Here is a 14,459-nt window from a genome sequence, read left to right as displayed (position 1 = left end):
TGGTGGTGAGATCGTGCCCGGTTCCAAAAAGGGCGAATCCCCGGAACCGACACGAAGCTCACGTCCGGCTGTGAAAGGACCCGTCACGTGACCGACGAGACCGCGCTCAACGCGCTGCGCGAGGCGGCCCGCCTCTCCCCGGAGAACCTCCCGCTGCGGCGGCACCTGGCCGGCCTGCTGCTGGCGGCGGACCGCTTCGCCGAGGCCGCGGACGAGCACCGGGCGGCGCTCGCGCTCTCCCCCGGCGACGTCGATCTCACGATCGGCCTGGCGGAGGCGTACGTCGGGCTGGGCGAGTACAACCGGGCGCTGAGAACACTCGACCCGCTGGTGTCCATGCCCGACCGCCCGATACGCGTCGACATGCTCATGGTCAGGGCGGCGCTTCCGGTCAACAGACCGGGCGCCGTCCACTGGTACCGCCACGCCGTCGGCCGTGACCCGTCACAGGCCGACCCCGAGCTCGCCGCCCGGCTCGGCCTGGAGGACGCCCCGCCCGCCGCCCCGGTGCCGCAGGCTCCCGTGCCGCCCGCTCCGGCACCGCGGGCTCCGGCCCCGGCCGCGCAGCCGCCCTCGCTGATCCCCGCCGCACCGGCCCCCGCCTCGCCGTCCGCGCCCCCGCTTCCCCCGCTGATCCCCGCCTCGCCGCCGCCCCCGTACACGCCGCCGCAGCCCGCGGACGGCGCGCCGTACGGCTCGGCGGAGGCGGAGCCGACCGCGGAGGTGGAGCGCTCCCGGGTGGACTTCTCCGACGTGGCCGGGATGGAGGAGGTCAAGGAGTCGCTGCGGATGAAGCTCCTGCTGCCGGTCATGCAGCCGGAGCTGTTCGCGGCGTACGGCAAGCGGGCCGGCGGAGGGGTGCTGCTGTACGGGCCGCCCGGCGCGGGCAAGACGCACCTGGCGCGGGCCGCCGCCGGTGAGCTGGGCGCGGCGTTCATCGACGTCGGGCTGGCCGACATCCTCGACATGTGGACCGGGTCGAGCGAGCGCAACCTGCGCGCGACCTTCGAGATGGCCCGCCGGAACCGCCCGTGCGTGCTGTTCTTCGACGAGGTGGACGCGCTCGCGGCCCGTCGTTCCGACATGCGCCAGGCCCACAGCCGGCAGATCGTCAACCAGTTCCTCGCCGAGCTCGACGGGGTGGACGAGCACGCCAACGAGGGGGTGCTGGTGCTGGCGGCGACCAACGCCCCCTGGTACATCGACGTGGCCTTCCGCCGCCCCGGCAGGTTCGACCAGATGGTGTTCGTGCCGCCGCCGGACGTCGCCGCGCGGGCCGCGATGCTCTCGCTGATGTGCCGCGACAAGCCCCTGGAGAAGATCGACTTCGACAAGGTGGCCAAGGCCACCGAGGGGTTCGTCGGCGCCGACCTCAAGGGCCTGGTGGACCGCGCGGTCGAGGCCAAGCTGCAGGAGTCGATCCGGGTGGGCCGGCCGGTCCCGCTGTCCACCCCGGACCTCATGGCCGCCGCGAGGACGATGCGGCCCACCGCCGTACGGGAGTGGCTGGGCACGGCGCGCAACTACGTGCTGCACGCCAACGAGAGCGGCGTGTGGGACGACCTGCTGCCCTGGCTGCGTGATCTGCGGTGAGCACGACCGGTTTCGAGGGGTCCGGCCCGCGGGGCCCCGGGCCGCACGGCCCGGGGCTTCGAGGCTCCGGGGGTCCGGCGGCCTCCCCGGGGGACGGCCCGGCCGCGGCCGTGGAGCGGGCGCGGACCCTGCTGGAGCTGGGCCGCGCCGAGGTCGCCGAACGGGAGCTGCGCGGCGCGCTGGCCCTCGACCCCGGGCACGTGGCCGCGCACTGCCTGCTCGCGCTCGCCCTGATCTCCCGGCGGGCGGTGGACGAGGCCGTCGCCGAGGCCGTCGAGGCGGTACGGCTGGCCCCCGGCCACTGGTACACGCACCACACGGCGGGCCAGGTCCTCTACCACGCGGACCGCTCGGAGGAGGCGCTGCGCGCCGCGCGGGCCGCGCTGGCGATCGACCATGACCAGGCGCAGATCTGGGAGCTGCTGACGCGGGTGCACGGGGACCGCGAGGAGTGGCCGCTGATGGCGCAGGCCGCCCGGCGGGGCCTGGCCCTCGACCCGCACGGCAGCCGGCTCACCGGTCTCCTCGCGGTGGCCCTCGGTGAGCTGGGAGACCGGCCGGGTGCGCTGGCGGCCGCCTCCGACGCGGTGCGGCTCGACCCGGAGTCGCCGGCCGCGCACCTGGTGTACGGCCGGATCCACCTGGCCTTCGGCGCCGCCCGGGACGCGGCGCGGGCGTTCCGGGAGGTGCTGCGGCTCAGTCCCGGGGCGGACCACGCGCGGGAGCTGCTCGTGGTGGCGCTCAAGCGGCGCAACCCGCTGTACCGGGCGGTGTCGCGGCTGCCGGGCGGCCTGAGCGCCCGATGGATGCTCGCGCTGCCCCTGATCCCCCCGCTCATCGTCGTCTTCGTGCTGGCCGCGGTGGCCCACTGGACGATGTGGGTGGCCGAGTCACTGGTCACGCTCGGGCTGGCCCGCGGCTCGTACACCCGGCTGCTGTTCCGGCGCGGCGAGGTGCGGTCGGCGGTCCTGTGCTGCGCCGTACTCCTCGCGGGCGCGGCGCTGCTGGGCACGGGCGTCGCCCTGTCGCAGCCGGTGACGGGCACGGCGGGCGCGGCGCTGCTGGCGCTGGTCACCCCGGTCCAGGAGGCGGCCCACACCGCCGCGCCGCGCGCCCGCAAGGTCCTCGCCGGGTGGGCGGGGCTGCTGGCGCTGACGATCGCGGTGTCACCGGCGCTGCCCGCGCTGTGGCCGGCCCTCCAGCGGCCGGAGAGCGTCCCGCTGCTGGTCATGTGGGCGGGGCTGGGCACGATCTGGGTGGCCGCGGCGGTCCGGCGGCTGCTCGGCCGGGTCCCCTCCCATGAGGTGGCCGGGCTCTGACCGTTCCCCATCGATCACATTAAGTGCCTAATCAGTTACGGAAATCGCTCGAACGCCTGCGAGACCAGCCGTCGTACAGTGAAGATATGGGCATGCTGACAGTCGAGATCGATCCGGACACGGAGAGGGTTCTTTCCGAGCTGACCGCCGACGGCAGGTCCACGAACGAGGTGGTCCGCGAGGCCATCCACATCGCGGGACGGCTTCGATGGATGGAGCAGGCCCGCGCCGACGCGGAAAGACTGGCCTCCGACCCTGACGATCTGGCCGAGATCCGCGCCATCCAACGAGCGCTGGGTGACGCCGATGCGTGGTGACGTCTATCGCCTGCGGGTGCTTCGCGACACCGTGGGTCACGAACAACGGGGTGAGCGCTTCGCGGTGCTGCTGCAGGCCGATTTCCTGTCCGCGCTGTCCACCCAAATCGTCGCACCGACCTCCACGAGTGCCGGCCCCGCCCTCTACCGCCCGGAGATCGAGCTGAACGGTAAGAGAACCCGGGCCCTGGTCGATCAGATCAGAGCCGCCGATGTGTCCCGGCTCGGCGACTTCGCCGGACGTCTCTCCCTGCACGAGCTGGAAGAGATCGGCAGAACCCTGCGCAGAGTCCTCGCCCTGCGCCGTTGAGAGACCGGCCCCGACTCCGGCACGCGCCACGACCGAACCTGACCCGCCCCCGCCCGGCCGCGCGGATCGGCGGGGGTGCATGCTCGTCGGTATGCGGGTGAGTCGGCGCCCGGTCGGGCGATCGGGTGGACCGGCGCCCGGTCAGGAGGGGTCCGATGTCCCGCGAGCGCGCCGCCGTCATGGTCGAGCACCAGGCCCGGGCCTGCCGGAGCCTCGGTTCGCCGCTGTACGCGTTCCTGCTGGAGCGGGTGGCGGAGGACGTCCGCGAGGGAGGTCCCTGCGCCGCCGCGCTCGCCGGGTACGAGGACGCCCCCGGGCCCGACGCCGTCGCGCTGCGACTGCTGGGCGGCGTGCACGCCCTGGCCCTCACCGGCCGGGCCCCGGACCTGGCGGCCTGTTACCCCAGCACGGGCGGCTCGTTCGACCCGGACGACCCGGAGCCCTGCTGGCGGGCCTTCCGCGACGCCGTCGCCGCCGAGCCGGGGTGGGTCCGCGACTGGATGACCCGTCCGCCGCAGACCAACGAGGTCGGCAGGTCCAACCTCCTGATCGCCGGGCTGCTGGAGGTCACCGGGGCGGCCCCGCTGCCGATCCGGCTGTTCGAGCTGGGTGCCAGCGCCGGGCTGAACCTGCGCGCCGACCGCTTCCGCTACACCGCCGGCGCTTTCGCCTGGGGGCCCGCCGACTCCCCGGTCGTGCTGGACGACGCCTGGGCGGACGCCCCGCCCGTCTGGCTCCTGGACGCCGCGGCCGAGCGCCCGGAGCTGACCTTCATCGAGCGGCGCGGCTGCGACCCGGCGCCCATCGACCCGCTCTCCCCCGGCGGCGCGCTGGCGCTGCGCGCCTACGTCTGGCCCGACCAGACCGCGCGCCTCGCCCGGCTGGAGGGCGCCCTGCGGGTGGCCGCGCGGGTCCCCGCTCAGGTAGAGGCCATCGGCGCCGCCGACTTCCTGGCGCGGGTACGGCCGGAGCCCGGCACGCTCACCGTGGTCTGGCACTCGATCATGCGCCAGTACGTCCGGGGCGAGGAGTGGGCCCGGGTCGAGCGGGAGCTGGACCGGCTGGCGAGGACGAGCACGCCGCGGGCGCCCTTCGCGCACATCTCCTTCGAGCCGCGCCGGATCGGCGACCGGCACCGCTTCCTACTCGCCGTACGGCTCTGCGGGACGGCCGAGACCGTCCTGGCGAAGGCCCGCCCGCACGGCCTCCCCGCCCGGCCCGTCACCGGCTGACGTCCCGGCGTCAGCCGACGGCGGCGGGGCGAGTCCGGCGGCCACGGCGTCGATCGGCGGCGGGGCGAGTTTGGCGGCCACGGCGTCGAGGACCCAGTCCAGGCCGGTCGTGAAGGACGTCTCGGCGTCCACCTCCGTGCCGTCGTGCACGAACTTGGCCAGCGCCGGGAAGCGGCCCGTGGCCAGCATCCTCGTCACGTGCGGGCCGGAGGCGCGCTGCCAGTCGCGGTCGGACAGGCCCGTGGCGCGCTCGGCCCGCAGGTTCGCGACCTCGCGTCTGATCGCGCCGATGAAGTAGGCGCTGACGGTCTCCACGGCGCGCATGACGGTGTCGAGGCCGGCGAGGCCGTCGAGGGCGTCCAGCGTGGTGTCGCTCACGGCGAGGGCGTTCGGGCCCAGGGCCGGACGGCCGCCGAGCAGGTCGGCCAGCCATTCGTGGCGGAGGGCGGCCCGCCTGGTGCGGCAGGCGAGGAGGCGCAGCGCCTCCCGCCAGTCACCGGGCCGCTCCTCGGGGAGGATCTCGGCGTAGGCCTCGTCCACCATGAGGTCGAACAGCTCCTCCTTGGTGGAGATGTATCCGTACAGCCGCATCGGGCCGACGTCCAGCCGGGCGGCGACCTTGCGCAGCGACACCGCCTCCAGCCCGCCCTCGTCGGCCAGCGCGATGGCGGCGGCGACGATCCGCTCCCGGTCGAGCGGCACGGGGCGGGCCGGCGGCTCCGGACGATCCCACACGGTCATGGCCACATCGTACTGTTGCGATACAGTGCAACAGATCAATACAGTGTATCGATATGAGACACCGTATCGCTGTGATCGGAGCCGGACCCGCCGGCCTCACCTTCGCCCGCGTCCTGCATCGACACGGTCACCCCGTCACCGTCCTCGAACGCGATCCCGCCCCCGACGCCCGCCCCCCGGGCGGCACGCTGGACCTGCACGAGAAGATGGGCCAGCTCGCGCTGGACAAGGCGGGGCTGCTCGCGGGGTTCCAGGCGCTGTCCCGCCCGGAGGGGCAGGCCATGCGCATCCTGGACACCGACGGAACCGTCCTCCGCGACTGGCGGCCCCGCCCGGATGAGCGGGCCAACCCCGAGATCGACCGTGGGCAGCTCCGTGACCTGCTGCTCGGCCCCCTCGACGTCCGGTGGGGCCGGGAGGTGACGGAGGTGACGCCGGGAACCCGGGACGGCGCGCTGGTCCGTTTCGCCGACGGGCGGCAGGAGACGTTCGACCTCGTGGTCGGCGCGGACGGCGCCTGGTCCCGGGTCCGTCCGGCGGTCTCGTCCGCGACGCCGCACTACACCGGCATCACCGCGGTCGAGACCTCCCTGGACGACGTCGACACCCGCCACCCCGGCCTCGCCCGGATGATCGGCGACGGCGCCGTGGCCGTGTACGGGGTGAACCGCGGCCTCGTCGCCCAGCGCAACAGCGGCGGCCACGTCAAGGTGTACGCCCAGTTCCGCGCGCCGCTGGACTGGCACACGGACCCGGACCGGCACATGGGCCTGAACACCGGCATGGGCGCGAGCCTAGACGGGGGCCTGGACCTGACCGACGCCGAGGCCGTACGGTCGGCCCTGCTGGCGCTGTTCGACGGCTGGGCCGCTCCCGTCCTCGACCTGCTGCGCCACGGCACCGCCTTCTTCCACCGTCCCCTCCACGTCCTGCCCGTGTCCCACACCTGGGCCCACGTCCCCGGGGTGACGCTGCTGGGCGACGCCGCCCACCTGATGCCCCCGCTGGGGGTGGGTGCGAACCTCGCGCTGCTGGAAGGCGCCGAACTCGCCGAGGCCGTCGCCGCCCCCGGCGATCTGGACGAGGCCGTCCGCGCCTTCGAGCAACGGATGCAGGCGCGGGCCGGCAGGTGGGCGGAGATGACGGCGGCCGGGCTGGAACGCCTCGTGAGCCCGGACCCCGCCCAGGCCCTCGCCCTCTTCGACGAGCTCCAGCCCTCCTGACCGCCGGCCACGAGAGCACCGGCGCCGGCGGCCCGCCCCGGCCTCGCGGGACGGCGCCGCACGGCACGAACGGCACGGGCGGCACGGGCGGCACGGTGCCGTGTGGCGCGGCGCGGTGCCGTGCCGCGCGGTGCGGCCGCTATGGTGTGGCCGTGCCCGCCGCCCCCCGCACCTCCCCGGACACCCCGCCCACCGCCGGCCCTCCCCGCCGGTTCGAGGCGGTCCGCGCGCGGCTGCCCGCCGTCCTCGCGGTCGCCCTCACGGTTGCCGCCGGGCTGGGGGTCCGCGCGCTCACCGGCGGCTGGTTCGGCAAGTACGCCGGGGACGCCCTGTACACCGTGCTCGTGCACGCGCTCGTCGTCGCGGCGGTTCCGCGGGTCTCGCCGTTCCGTGCGGCGGCCTGCGCGCTGGCGTTCAGCTGGGCGGTGGAGTTCGCCCAGCTCACCCCGGTCCCGGCGGCGCTGTCGGAGGCGAGCGTGCTCGCCCGGCTGGTGCTCGGCAGCACGTTCGGCGCGGCCGACCTGGCCGCCTACGCCGCCGGGGCGCTCCTCGCCGCGACGGCGCACACGGCCGCGGTCGCCGTCCACTCGCGCCACGGTCACCGGACCGTCTGACCGGACCGGCCGGACTGATCTGCTCCGGCTCCGGCACCGGCCGGGACAGGCGGGTCCCTCGCCGCGCCGACGGCCCGTGCCGAGTGACCCGTGACATCTGTCGTGGGCCGGTCGTGACAGACGGCCGAGGAGAAGGACCCGTCCGCGGCGGAGGCTTGCGGCATGGAACGAACGCATCGACACGCGGTGGCCGCACACGGCCTCCGCAGACACTACGGCGACGTGCGCGCCGTGGACGGGATCGACCTTCTCGTCGAGCCGGGTGAGGTGGTGGCGCTGCTCGGGCCCAACGGGGCGGGCAAGTCCACGACGATCGACATGCTCCTCGGCCTGACCAGGCCGGACTCCGGCGAGGTCAGGCTGCTGGGGCGGACGCCCGCCGAGGCGGTGCGCGACGGCGCGGTGGGCGTGATGCTCCAGGAGGCGGCGCTGCTCGACGACGTGACCGTCCGCGAGATCGTGGCGATGATCGCCTCGCTGCACCGCGCGCCGCTGCCGGTTGCGGAGGCGCTGCGCCGGGCCGGGGTGGAGGACCTCGCCGGGCGGCGCTCGGCGAGGCTCTCCGGCGGTCAGAAGCAGCGGGTCCGGTTCGCCATGGCGCTGGTGTCCGACCCGGGCCTGCTGGTGCTCGACGAACCGACCTCGGCGATGGACGTGGGCGTCCGCCGGGAGTTCTGGGCCGCGGTGCGCTCCCTCACCGGTGCCGGCCGTACCGTGCTGTTCGCCACCCACCATCTGGAGGAGGCGGAGAAGCACGCCGACCGTGTCGTCCTCGTGCGGGGCGGGAGGGTCGTGGCCGACGGCCCGGTCGCCGCCGTCGTCTCCGAGGCCGGCGGCTGGACGGTTCGCGCCGCCGTGCCGGGCGCCCGACCGGAGGAGCTGCTGGCGCTGCCCGGGGTGACCGCCGTGGAGTTGCGCGGCGACCGCGCCGAGCTGCGCTGCGCGGACTCGGCCGCGCTGCTGCGGGAGCTGATGACGCGTTTCCCCGCCGCGCACGACGTCGAGGTCCGGGCGCTGAGCCTGGAAGAGGCGTTCCTCCGGCTGACCGCGCCTCTCGCGGAGGAGGTGTGACCATGGCGGGATATCTGACGTTCGAGATCAGGCGGGCGCTGCGCGACACGAAGTTCCTCCTGTTCGCCGTGGTCCTGCCGGTCGGGCTCTTCCTCCTGGAGGCCGGCATGTCCACCGGCGCCGCCGGCCGGGGCTCCGCCGCGTACACGATGGGCGGGCTCGCGGCCTTCGGAGCGCTCAAGGCGGCGCTCGACACCGGGGCCCGCACGGCGGTGGAGCGGAATTCGGGCTGGCAGCGCCAGCTCCGCCTGACCCCGCTCTCCGGCGGGGGCTACCTGGTGGCGAAGGCATCGGTGGCCATGCTGGTGGCGCTTCCCCCGGTGGTCGGCGTGGTGCTGGCCGCGTCCGTGTCGGGGGTGGAGCTGCCGGCGGGCGGCCGGGCCTGGGCGGTTCTCGGATGCTGGCTGGGAACCGTGCCGTTCGCCCTGCTCGGCCTGCTGGCCGGGCAGCTCGTCACCGCGCGGAACGCGCAGGTCGTCTACGGCGGGCTCGCACTGGTGCTCAGCTTCCTCGGTGGGCTGCTCATCCCGGCCTCCGTGTTCCCCACGGGGCTCGTGGCCGTCGCCCAGGTGCTGCCGAGCTACTGGCTGGCCGAGCTGGGGCACGCGGCGGCGACCGGCGACGCCCGGCTCGGCACGGCGGTCGCGGTGCTGGCGCTCTACACGGTGGTGCTGGGCGCGGCCGTCGTCGCCCGCTACCGGCGGGACAGTGCGCGCACCTGACCGGCGCGGCGGTCCCTTCGGGGACAAGGGCCGTCCCGGGATCGTCTCCGAGGTGACGGCGGCCCCGGGATGACCACGGTCCCGGGTGTGACGGCGGGTCCGTGGCGACGGCGGGCTCAGGGTGCGGCGGCCGGGTGGAGACAGGGCGTCGGGCGGAGGTCCGCCGCCCGACGGGGAACTAGGGTGATCACCATGCGAGATCAGGGCCTGTTCGCCGCCGCGGCGTGGCCGGTCCGGAGCGTCGGCAGCGGGGGCGGCCGGTGGACGGCGGCGCGGGGCGTCGCCGTACTGGTCCTGGCCGCGGCCTGGCCGGTCTGGCATGCCGTCGCGGAGGCCGTCCGGCCGGACGCGGGGCCGGCCAGCGCCGCGGCCGCGGTGCTGGCGGTCTGCTACGCGGCGGTCTGGGTCGCCGGGGTGGCGATGGGCACCGGGTGGCCGCCCCGGGCGCGGATCGCGCTGCTCTGCGGGCTGTTCGCGCTGGGCGGCGGCCTGGTCCTGCTCCAGGACGACCCGTTGGCCGGTCTGGACCGCCTCGTCTACGCGCTCGCCGCGGCCGTGTGGCTGCTGCCCGCCCGCTGGGGCGTCCTGCTGGGCCTGGTGGCCGCGGCGGGGCGGCTGGCCGTGGTCTGGGCGGTGACCGGTTCGGTGGACGCGGACGCCGGGATCGCGGTCATCCCGGGCACCGTCACGCCGGTGGCGATCATGATGCTGGTCCGGCTGATCGTCCAGCTGAGCCAGGCCCGCGACGAGATCGCGACGCTGGCGACCGCGGCGGAGCGGGCCCGGCTGGCCAGGGACCTGCACGACGTCCTCGGGCACACCCTCACGACGATCACCGCGAAGACCGGTCTGGCCCGCCGCCTGCTGGAGAGCGGGGCGGACCGGGAACGGGCGGTGGCCGAACTGCGCGACGCCGAACGGCTCTCCCGGGAGGCGCACGCGGAGGTCCGCGCGACCGTCTCCGGCCGCCGCCGGCCGTCGCTGGCCGTCGAGCTGGCCGGGGCCCGCGCGGCGCTGCGGGCGGCGGGCATCCGGGCCACGCTGCCGCACGCCGTGGACCACGTCTCCTCCGACCTGCGGGAACCGTTCGCGTACGTGCTGCGCGAGGGGGTCACGAACGTCGTACGGCACAGCGGCGCCGCCCGGTGCGAGGTACGGCTCGGCGAGTCGTCGCTGGAGATCCGCGACGACGGCCGGTCCCCCGCCCGCTCGCACGGGCCCGGGAACGGCCTGGCGGGCCTGGCGGAACGGCTGCGCGCGGCGGGCGGGCGGCTGGAGGCGGGCCCGTTGCCCGAGGGCGGTTTCCGGCTGCTGGCGGGCCGATCGTGATCAGGGTGCTGCTCGCCGACGACCAGGCGCTCGTCCGGGGCGCGCTGGCCGCGATGCTCGCGCTGGAGCCGGACATCGAGGTGGTCGCCCAGGTGGGGTCGGGCGACGAGGTGGTGGAGGCCGCCCGCCGCGCCCGCCCGGACGTGGCGCTGATCGACGTGCAGATGCCGGGGATGGACGGGCTGGCCGCCACCGCCGAACTGCGCGCGGCGCTTCCCTCGTGCCGCGTGGTGATCTGCACGACCTTCGGACGGCCCGGTTACTTCGCCAGGGCGATGGAGAACGGCGCCGCGGGGTTCGTGGTGAAGGACTCCTCCCCCGAGCACCTGGTCGACACGGTGCGGCGGGTGCACTCCGGGCTGCGGGTGGTCGATCCGGCCCTGGCCGCCGAGTCCCTGGCCAGCGGCGCCGGTCCGCTGACCGCCCGGGAACGCGACGTGCTGCGGCAGGCGCGCGGCGGCGGCACGGTGGCCGAGATCGCCAGAGCCCTGTCCCTGTCCAACGGCACGGTGCGCAACCACCTGTCCTCTGCCATCGGCAAGACGGGGGCGAGCACCCGCGCGGAGGCGGCGCTGATCGCCGAGGAGTACGGCTGGCTCTGAGGCGGCAATCCCCCTGCAACAGTCCGCTGCGTCCGCCTGCAACAGTCCGTTGAGCGGACCGGTCCACGATGGGACATGTCTCCGGAAAAAGCCACCCGTCGAACGGCCGGGAGGCTTTCCGGAGAGACCGCGAGGCGGGGCGGAGAAGAGCCCGCGTTCACCTGGCGCGTCCCCGATCCGACCGGCAGGACGCGGGCGCCACGTGGCACCCGCGATCGATCCCGATGGAGGAAACAATGCGTTCACGGCGTCTCACCGCGGCGGTTCTCGGCGCGGCCGTCCTCGGAATGTCGATCGGCTTCGTCTCGGGCGCGTTCGCACCCGGCCCCGACCGCGCGGGCTCCCACCCGGCCGCGTGGCTCGGTCCCACCGTCGCCGGCCCCCACCCGCTCGCGTGGCTCGGTCCCACCGTCGCCGGCTCCGCGCGGCCCACCGGCATCGGCCCCGGGCCCGGCTGAACCGGCTCCGTACGGGTGGGCGCCGGACGCGCCGTATCCTGTGCGCATCATGCCTGAGGGACACACCATCCACCGTCTGGCCGCGCGGCACCGCGAGCTGTTCGGCGGCCGGGCGATCCGCGCCGAGAGCCCGCAGGGCCGGTTCGCCGCCGGGGCCGCCCGGATCGACGGGCGGGTGCTGCGCGAGACCGACGCGCATGGCAAGCACCTGCTGCTCGGCTTCGACGACGACACCTGGCTCCACGTGCACCTGGGCATCTACGGCAAATACGCCTTCGGCCCGGTGCCCGCGCCCGCCCCGGTCGGCGCGGTGCGGCTGCGCCTGACCGGCCCCGACCACCACGCCGACCTGCGCGGACCCAATACCTGCGAGCTGCTCGACCCGGGTGAGAAGAAGGCTCTGCACGCCAGGCTCGGCCCGGACCCGCTGCGCGCGGACGCCGACCCCGAGCTCGCCTGGCGGCGGATCGGCCGCAGCCGCACCTCCATCGGCGTCCTGCTGATGGACCAGTCGGTGGTGGCGGGCGTGGGCAACATCTACCGCGCCGAGGCGCTGTTCCGCCAGGGGGTGGACCCGGCGCGGCCCGGCCGCGACCTCACCCGCGAGCAGTGGGCCGCCATCTGGGACGACCTGGTGTTCCTGATGGCCGAGGGGGTGCGCGTGGGCCGGATCGACACGGTCCGGCCCGAGCACACCCCGGAGGCGATGGGCCGCCCGCCCCGGGTGGACGGCCACGGCGGCGAGGTCTACGTCTACCGGCGCTTCGGCATGCCGTGCCTCCTGTGCGGGGCGGAGGTCCGCACCGGGGTCCTCTCCGGCCGCAACCTGTTCTGGTGCCCTGGCTGCCAGACCTCCTGACCTCCTGGCCTTCCTGACCGCCCCGGCCGCGTGGTCAGAGGAGCCGGAGGACGGCGTCGACCGACGCCTGGGAGGCCGGGATCAGCGGCAGCCGGACGGCCGCGGTCGGGATCCGGCCCTGGGCGTGCAGCACGCCCTTGAGGACCGTGGGGTTGGGTTCGGTGAACAGGCTCGCCGACATGACGGACAGCCGGTGCCCCAGGGTCCGGGCGTGCGCGACGTCGCCCGCGTGCCACGCCCGCGCCAGCTCGGCGAACCGGGCGGTGAGCAGGTGGGCGGAGGCGAGGATTCCGCCGGAGGCGCCGAGCGCGAGCAGCGCGGAGAAGAACGGGTCGTCGCCGGCGAGCACCGCGAATCCCTCGGGCGGGTCGGCCAACAGGGTGACGGTGTCCTGGTCGACGCCGCCGACGGCGTGCTTGACCCCGGCCACCATGGGCAGCTCCCCCAGCCGCCGCAGGGTGGCGGCGCCGACGGACTGGCCGGTCCGGTAGGGGATGTTGTAGACGACGAGCGGCACCGGGGTCTCCTGCGCCAGCGCGGCGAAGTGGGCGAGCACCCCGGCCTCGGACGGCCGGACGAAGGACGGCACGGTGACCAGCGCGGCGTCGGCGCGGTCCTTGAGGGCGAGCAGGGCGGCGGCCGATCCGCGGGTGTCGCTCGACCCGGCCCCGACGACGAGCGTCGCGCCCCTCTCCCGGCACACCCGGCCGCAGACCTCGACGACCGCCTGCCGTTCGTCGGGTGCCAGGGTGGCGACCTCGGCGGTGGTGCCGAGGGCGACCAGCCCGGTCGCGCCCTCGTCGAGGGCGGCGTACGCCAGGTCTTCGAGCGCCGCGAGGGCGATCTCGCCGTCCTCGGCGAACGGGGTGACGAGCGGGACGAGGACACCGTTCAGGTTCATGCCTCCAGCTTCCCGGCCGCCGACCGTGCAGGTCCAGTTCGCTTTTCTTCCGAGAACGTTAAGCTGAACTGATGCTGGATGTGCGACGTCTCCGCCTGCTGCGCGAACTGGCCCACCGGGGCACGATCGCCGCGGTCGCCGAGGCCCTGGCCTTCACGCCCTCGGCCGTCTCCCAGCAGCTCGCCGTACTGGAACGGGAGGCCGGGACGGCGCTGCTGGAACGGACCGGCCGCCGGGTACGGCTGACCCCCGCCGGGATCGCGCTGGTCGGCCACGCCGAGGCCGTGCTGGAACGGCTGGAGCAGGCCGCGGCCGAGCTGGCCGCGGCGCGGACCGACCTGACCGGCACCGTCCGGATCGGCGCCTTCCCCACCGCCACCCGCGCCATCCTGCCCGCGGCCCTGGCCGCCCTGGGCCGCGACCATCCCGGGCTGGAGCCGATGGTGGACGAGATCGACCCCGCCGAGGTGGCGCCGCGCCTGCGGGCGGGCGACCTGGACGTGGCCCTCGTGCACGAGTACGACTTCGTCCCCGCCGCCCCCGACCTGGCCCTCGACTCCCGGCCGCTGCTGGAGGAGTCGATGTTCCTCGCCTCCCCAGGCCGTGCCGCCTCCCTGGACGGCGCCGACTTCCCGGACGGCGCCGGCTTCCCGGCGGAGCGGGCGGACGCGTACGGCGACGCGGGCGGGCGCGACGGAACAGGTGGAGGTGCGGGCGGGAACGGAGGCGGCGGGACCGGAGACGGTACCGGCGGTGATCCACTGGCGAGGTGGCGCGACGCCCCCTGGATCACCTCGACCCCCGGCACCCTCTGCCACGCGATGACCGTGCGGGCCTGCCAGGCGGCCGGGTTCGCCCCGCGGATCCGGCACCACGTCGATGACTTCACCACCGTGCTGGCGATGGTCGCGATCGGCCAGGGCGTCGCGCTCGTGCCGGAACTGGGGGCCGCCGACCCGCCCGGCGGCGTCCGGCTCGCGGAGCTGCCGATGCGCCGCCGTACGCTGATCGCCTTCCGCCGCGGGTCAGGCGACCATCCGGCCATCGCCGCCTTCGTCGCCGCGCTGCGCTCCTCGACTCCGGCGGACCCCCGCGCCTGACGCGACGGCACCCGGGGTGGGCACGGCATGGTCCGCGTCCCCGCGCGAACCGCCGGAAAGCGCCAACC

16 protein-coding genes are annotated in these 14,459 nt (G+C 75.4%); 14 read left to right on the top strand and 2 right to left on the bottom strand.

The window, feature by feature from the left end:
• Positions 1-87 precede the first annotated feature (87 nt).
• The 5 genes from ACZ6W9_RS08720 (at position 88) to ACZ6W9_RS08700 (ending at position 4,771) form a co-directional block, all read left to right on the top strand.
• Complete coding sequence (locus ACZ6W9_RS08720; protein ID WP_470117042.1) at positions 88-1,593, top strand: AAA family ATPase; 1,506 nt, start codon at positions 88-90, stop codon at positions 1,591-1,593.
• Positions 1,590-2,912: a tetratricopeptide repeat protein gene (locus tag ACZ6W9_RS08715; protein WP_470117040.1), complete on the top strand. Its 1,323-nt coding sequence runs from the start codon at positions 1,590-1,592 to the stop codon at positions 2,910-2,912. Before ACZ6W9_RS08720 ends, ACZ6W9_RS08715 begins: the two co-directional genes overlap by 4 nt.
• A gap of 86 nt (positions 2,913-2,998) precedes the next feature.
• Complete coding sequence (locus ACZ6W9_RS08710) at positions 2,999-3,229, top strand: hypothetical protein (RefSeq protein ID WP_389969483.1); 231 nt, start codon at positions 2,999-3,001, stop codon at positions 3,227-3,229.
• On the top strand, positions 3,219-3,539 hold the full coding sequence (locus tag ACZ6W9_RS08705; protein WP_470117195.1) for a type II toxin-antitoxin system PemK/MazF family toxin: 321 nt from the start codon (positions 3,219-3,221) through the stop codon (positions 3,537-3,539). Before ACZ6W9_RS08710 ends, ACZ6W9_RS08705 begins: the two co-directional genes overlap by 11 nt.
• Positions 3,540-3,694: 155 nt before the next feature.
• Positions 3,695-4,771 carry a DUF2332 domain-containing protein gene (locus tag ACZ6W9_RS08700; RefSeq protein ID WP_389969481.1) on the top strand — a complete coding sequence of 359 codons (1,077 nt, stop codon included), beginning with the start codon at positions 3,695-3,697 and terminating at the stop codon, positions 4,769-4,771.
• On the opposite strand, the gene ACZ6W9_RS08695 is transcribed toward ACZ6W9_RS08700, so the two are convergent.
• Positions 4,682-5,512, bottom strand: a complete 831-nt coding sequence (locus tag ACZ6W9_RS08695; RefSeq protein ID WP_470117037.1) for a TetR/AcrR family transcriptional regulator — start codon at positions 5,510-5,512, stop codon at positions 4,682-4,684. The genes ACZ6W9_RS08700 and ACZ6W9_RS08695 overlap by 90 nt on opposite strands.
• 53 nt (positions 5,513-5,565) lie before the next feature.
• On the opposite strand from ACZ6W9_RS08695, the gene ACZ6W9_RS08690 reads away from it, so the two are divergent.
• The 8 genes from ACZ6W9_RS08690 to ACZ6W9_RS08655 all read left to right on the top strand — a co-directional run bounded on the left by ACZ6W9_RS08690 (position 5,566) and on the right by ACZ6W9_RS08655 (position 12,390).
• Complete coding sequence (locus ACZ6W9_RS08690; protein WP_389969477.1) at positions 5,566-6,735, top strand: FAD-dependent oxidoreductase; 1,170 nt, start codon at positions 5,566-5,568, stop codon at positions 6,733-6,735.
• 152 nt (positions 6,736-6,887) lie between these two features.
• Positions 6,888-7,349: a ribosomal maturation YjgA family protein gene (locus ACZ6W9_RS08685; protein ID WP_389969475.1), complete on the top strand. Its 462-nt coding sequence runs from the start codon at positions 6,888-6,890 to the stop codon at positions 7,347-7,349.
• Positions 7,350-7,511: 162 nt separating this feature from the next.
• Positions 7,512-8,420: an ABC transporter ATP-binding protein gene (locus tag ACZ6W9_RS08680; protein ID WP_389969473.1), complete on the top strand. Its 909-nt coding sequence runs from the start codon at positions 7,512-7,514 to the stop codon at positions 8,418-8,420.
• Positions 8,421-8,422: 2 nt separating this feature from the next.
• Positions 8,423-9,142 carry an ABC transporter permease gene (locus ACZ6W9_RS08675; RefSeq protein ID WP_389969471.1) on the top strand — a complete coding sequence of 240 codons (720 nt, stop codon included), beginning with the start codon at positions 8,423-8,425 and terminating at the stop codon, positions 9,140-9,142.
• 192 nt (positions 9,143-9,334) lie between these two features.
• Positions 9,335-10,471: a sensor histidine kinase gene (locus ACZ6W9_RS08670; RefSeq protein WP_470117034.1), complete on the top strand. Its 1,137-nt coding sequence runs from the start codon at positions 9,335-9,337 to the stop codon at positions 10,469-10,471.
• Positions 10,468-11,073 (top strand): response regulator, encoded by a 606-nt coding sequence (locus tag ACZ6W9_RS08665; RefSeq protein ID WP_470117032.1) that lies wholly within the window; start codon positions 10,468-10,470, stop codon positions 11,071-11,073. Before ACZ6W9_RS08670 ends, ACZ6W9_RS08665 begins: the two co-directional genes overlap by 4 nt.
• Positions 11,074-11,309: 236 nt before the next feature.
• Positions 11,310-11,531 carry a hypothetical protein gene (locus ACZ6W9_RS08660; RefSeq protein WP_389969465.1) on the top strand — a complete coding sequence of 74 codons (222 nt, stop codon included), beginning with the start codon at positions 11,310-11,312 and terminating at the stop codon, positions 11,529-11,531.
• Positions 11,532-11,580: 49 nt separating this feature from the next.
• On the top strand, positions 11,581-12,390 hold the full coding sequence (locus tag ACZ6W9_RS08655; RefSeq protein WP_470117029.1) for an Fpg/Nei family DNA glycosylase: 810 nt from the start codon (positions 11,581-11,583) through the stop codon (positions 12,388-12,390).
• Positions 12,391-12,424: 34 nt separating this feature from the next.
• Here the strand turns inward: ACZ6W9_RS08655 and ACZ6W9_RS08650 are convergent, their stop codons facing one another.
• A complete protein-coding gene (locus tag ACZ6W9_RS08650) occupies positions 12,425-13,291 on the bottom strand; it encodes a 4-hydroxy-tetrahydrodipicolinate synthase family protein (RefSeq protein WP_362946426.1) in 867 nt (288 codons plus the stop codon).
• A gap of 71 nt (positions 13,292-13,362) precedes the next feature.
• Between ACZ6W9_RS08650 and ACZ6W9_RS08645 the strand changes: the two genes are divergently transcribed.
• Positions 13,363-14,391, top strand: a complete 1,029-nt coding sequence (locus ACZ6W9_RS08645) for a LysR family transcriptional regulator (protein ID WP_470117027.1) — start codon at positions 13,363-13,365, stop codon at positions 14,389-14,391.
• The last annotated feature ends 68 nt before the right edge of the window (positions 14,392-14,459 follow it).

The organism is Streptosporangium sp. NPDC053982 (genome assembly GCF_055585205.1).
Note: the sequence above shows the minus strand (reverse complement) of the source record. Positions and strands in the feature narration are given on the sequence as shown.

Bases quoted from the DNA above. Each gene is read 5' to 3' on its own strand.
- ACZ6W9_RS08650 (WP_362946426.1), bottom strand. From the start codon at position 13,291: ATGAACCTGAACGGTGTCCTCGTCCCGCTCGTCACCCCGTTCGCCGAG.
- ACZ6W9_RS08675 (WP_389969471.1), top strand. From the start codon at position 8,423: ATGGCGGGATATCTGACGTTCGAGATCAGGCGGGCGCTGCGCGACACG.
- ACZ6W9_RS08710 (WP_389969483.1), top strand. From the start codon at position 2,999: ATGGGCATGCTGACAGTCGAGATCGATCCGGACACGGAGAGGGTTCTT.
- ACZ6W9_RS08695 (WP_470117037.1), bottom strand. From the start codon at position 5,512: ATGACCGTGTGGGATCGTCCGGAGCCGCCGGCCCGCCCCGTGCCGCTC.
- ACZ6W9_RS08705 (WP_470117195.1), top strand. From the start codon at position 3,219: ATGCGTGGTGACGTCTATCGCCTGCGGGTGCTTCGCGACACCGTGGGT.
- ACZ6W9_RS08655 (WP_470117029.1), top strand. From the start codon at position 11,581: ATGCCTGAGGGACACACCATCCACCGTCTGGCCGCGCGGCACCGCGAG.
- ACZ6W9_RS08645 (WP_470117027.1), top strand. From the start codon at position 13,363: ATGCTGGATGTGCGACGTCTCCGCCTGCTGCGCGAACTGGCCCACCGG.
- ACZ6W9_RS08680 (WP_389969473.1), top strand. From the start codon at position 7,512: ATGGAACGAACGCATCGACACGCGGTGGCCGCACACGGCCTCCGCAGA.
- ACZ6W9_RS08660 (WP_389969465.1), top strand. From the start codon at position 11,310: ATGCGTTCACGGCGTCTCACCGCGGCGGTTCTCGGCGCGGCCGTCCTC.
- ACZ6W9_RS08670 (WP_470117034.1), top strand. From the start codon at position 9,335: ATGCGAGATCAGGGCCTGTTCGCCGCCGCGGCGTGGCCGGTCCGGAGC.
- ACZ6W9_RS08700 (WP_389969481.1), top strand. From the start codon at position 3,695: ATGTCCCGCGAGCGCGCCGCCGTCATGGTCGAGCACCAGGCCCGGGCC.
- ACZ6W9_RS08690 (WP_389969477.1), top strand. From the start codon at position 5,566: ATGAGACACCGTATCGCTGTGATCGGAGCCGGACCCGCCGGCCTCACC.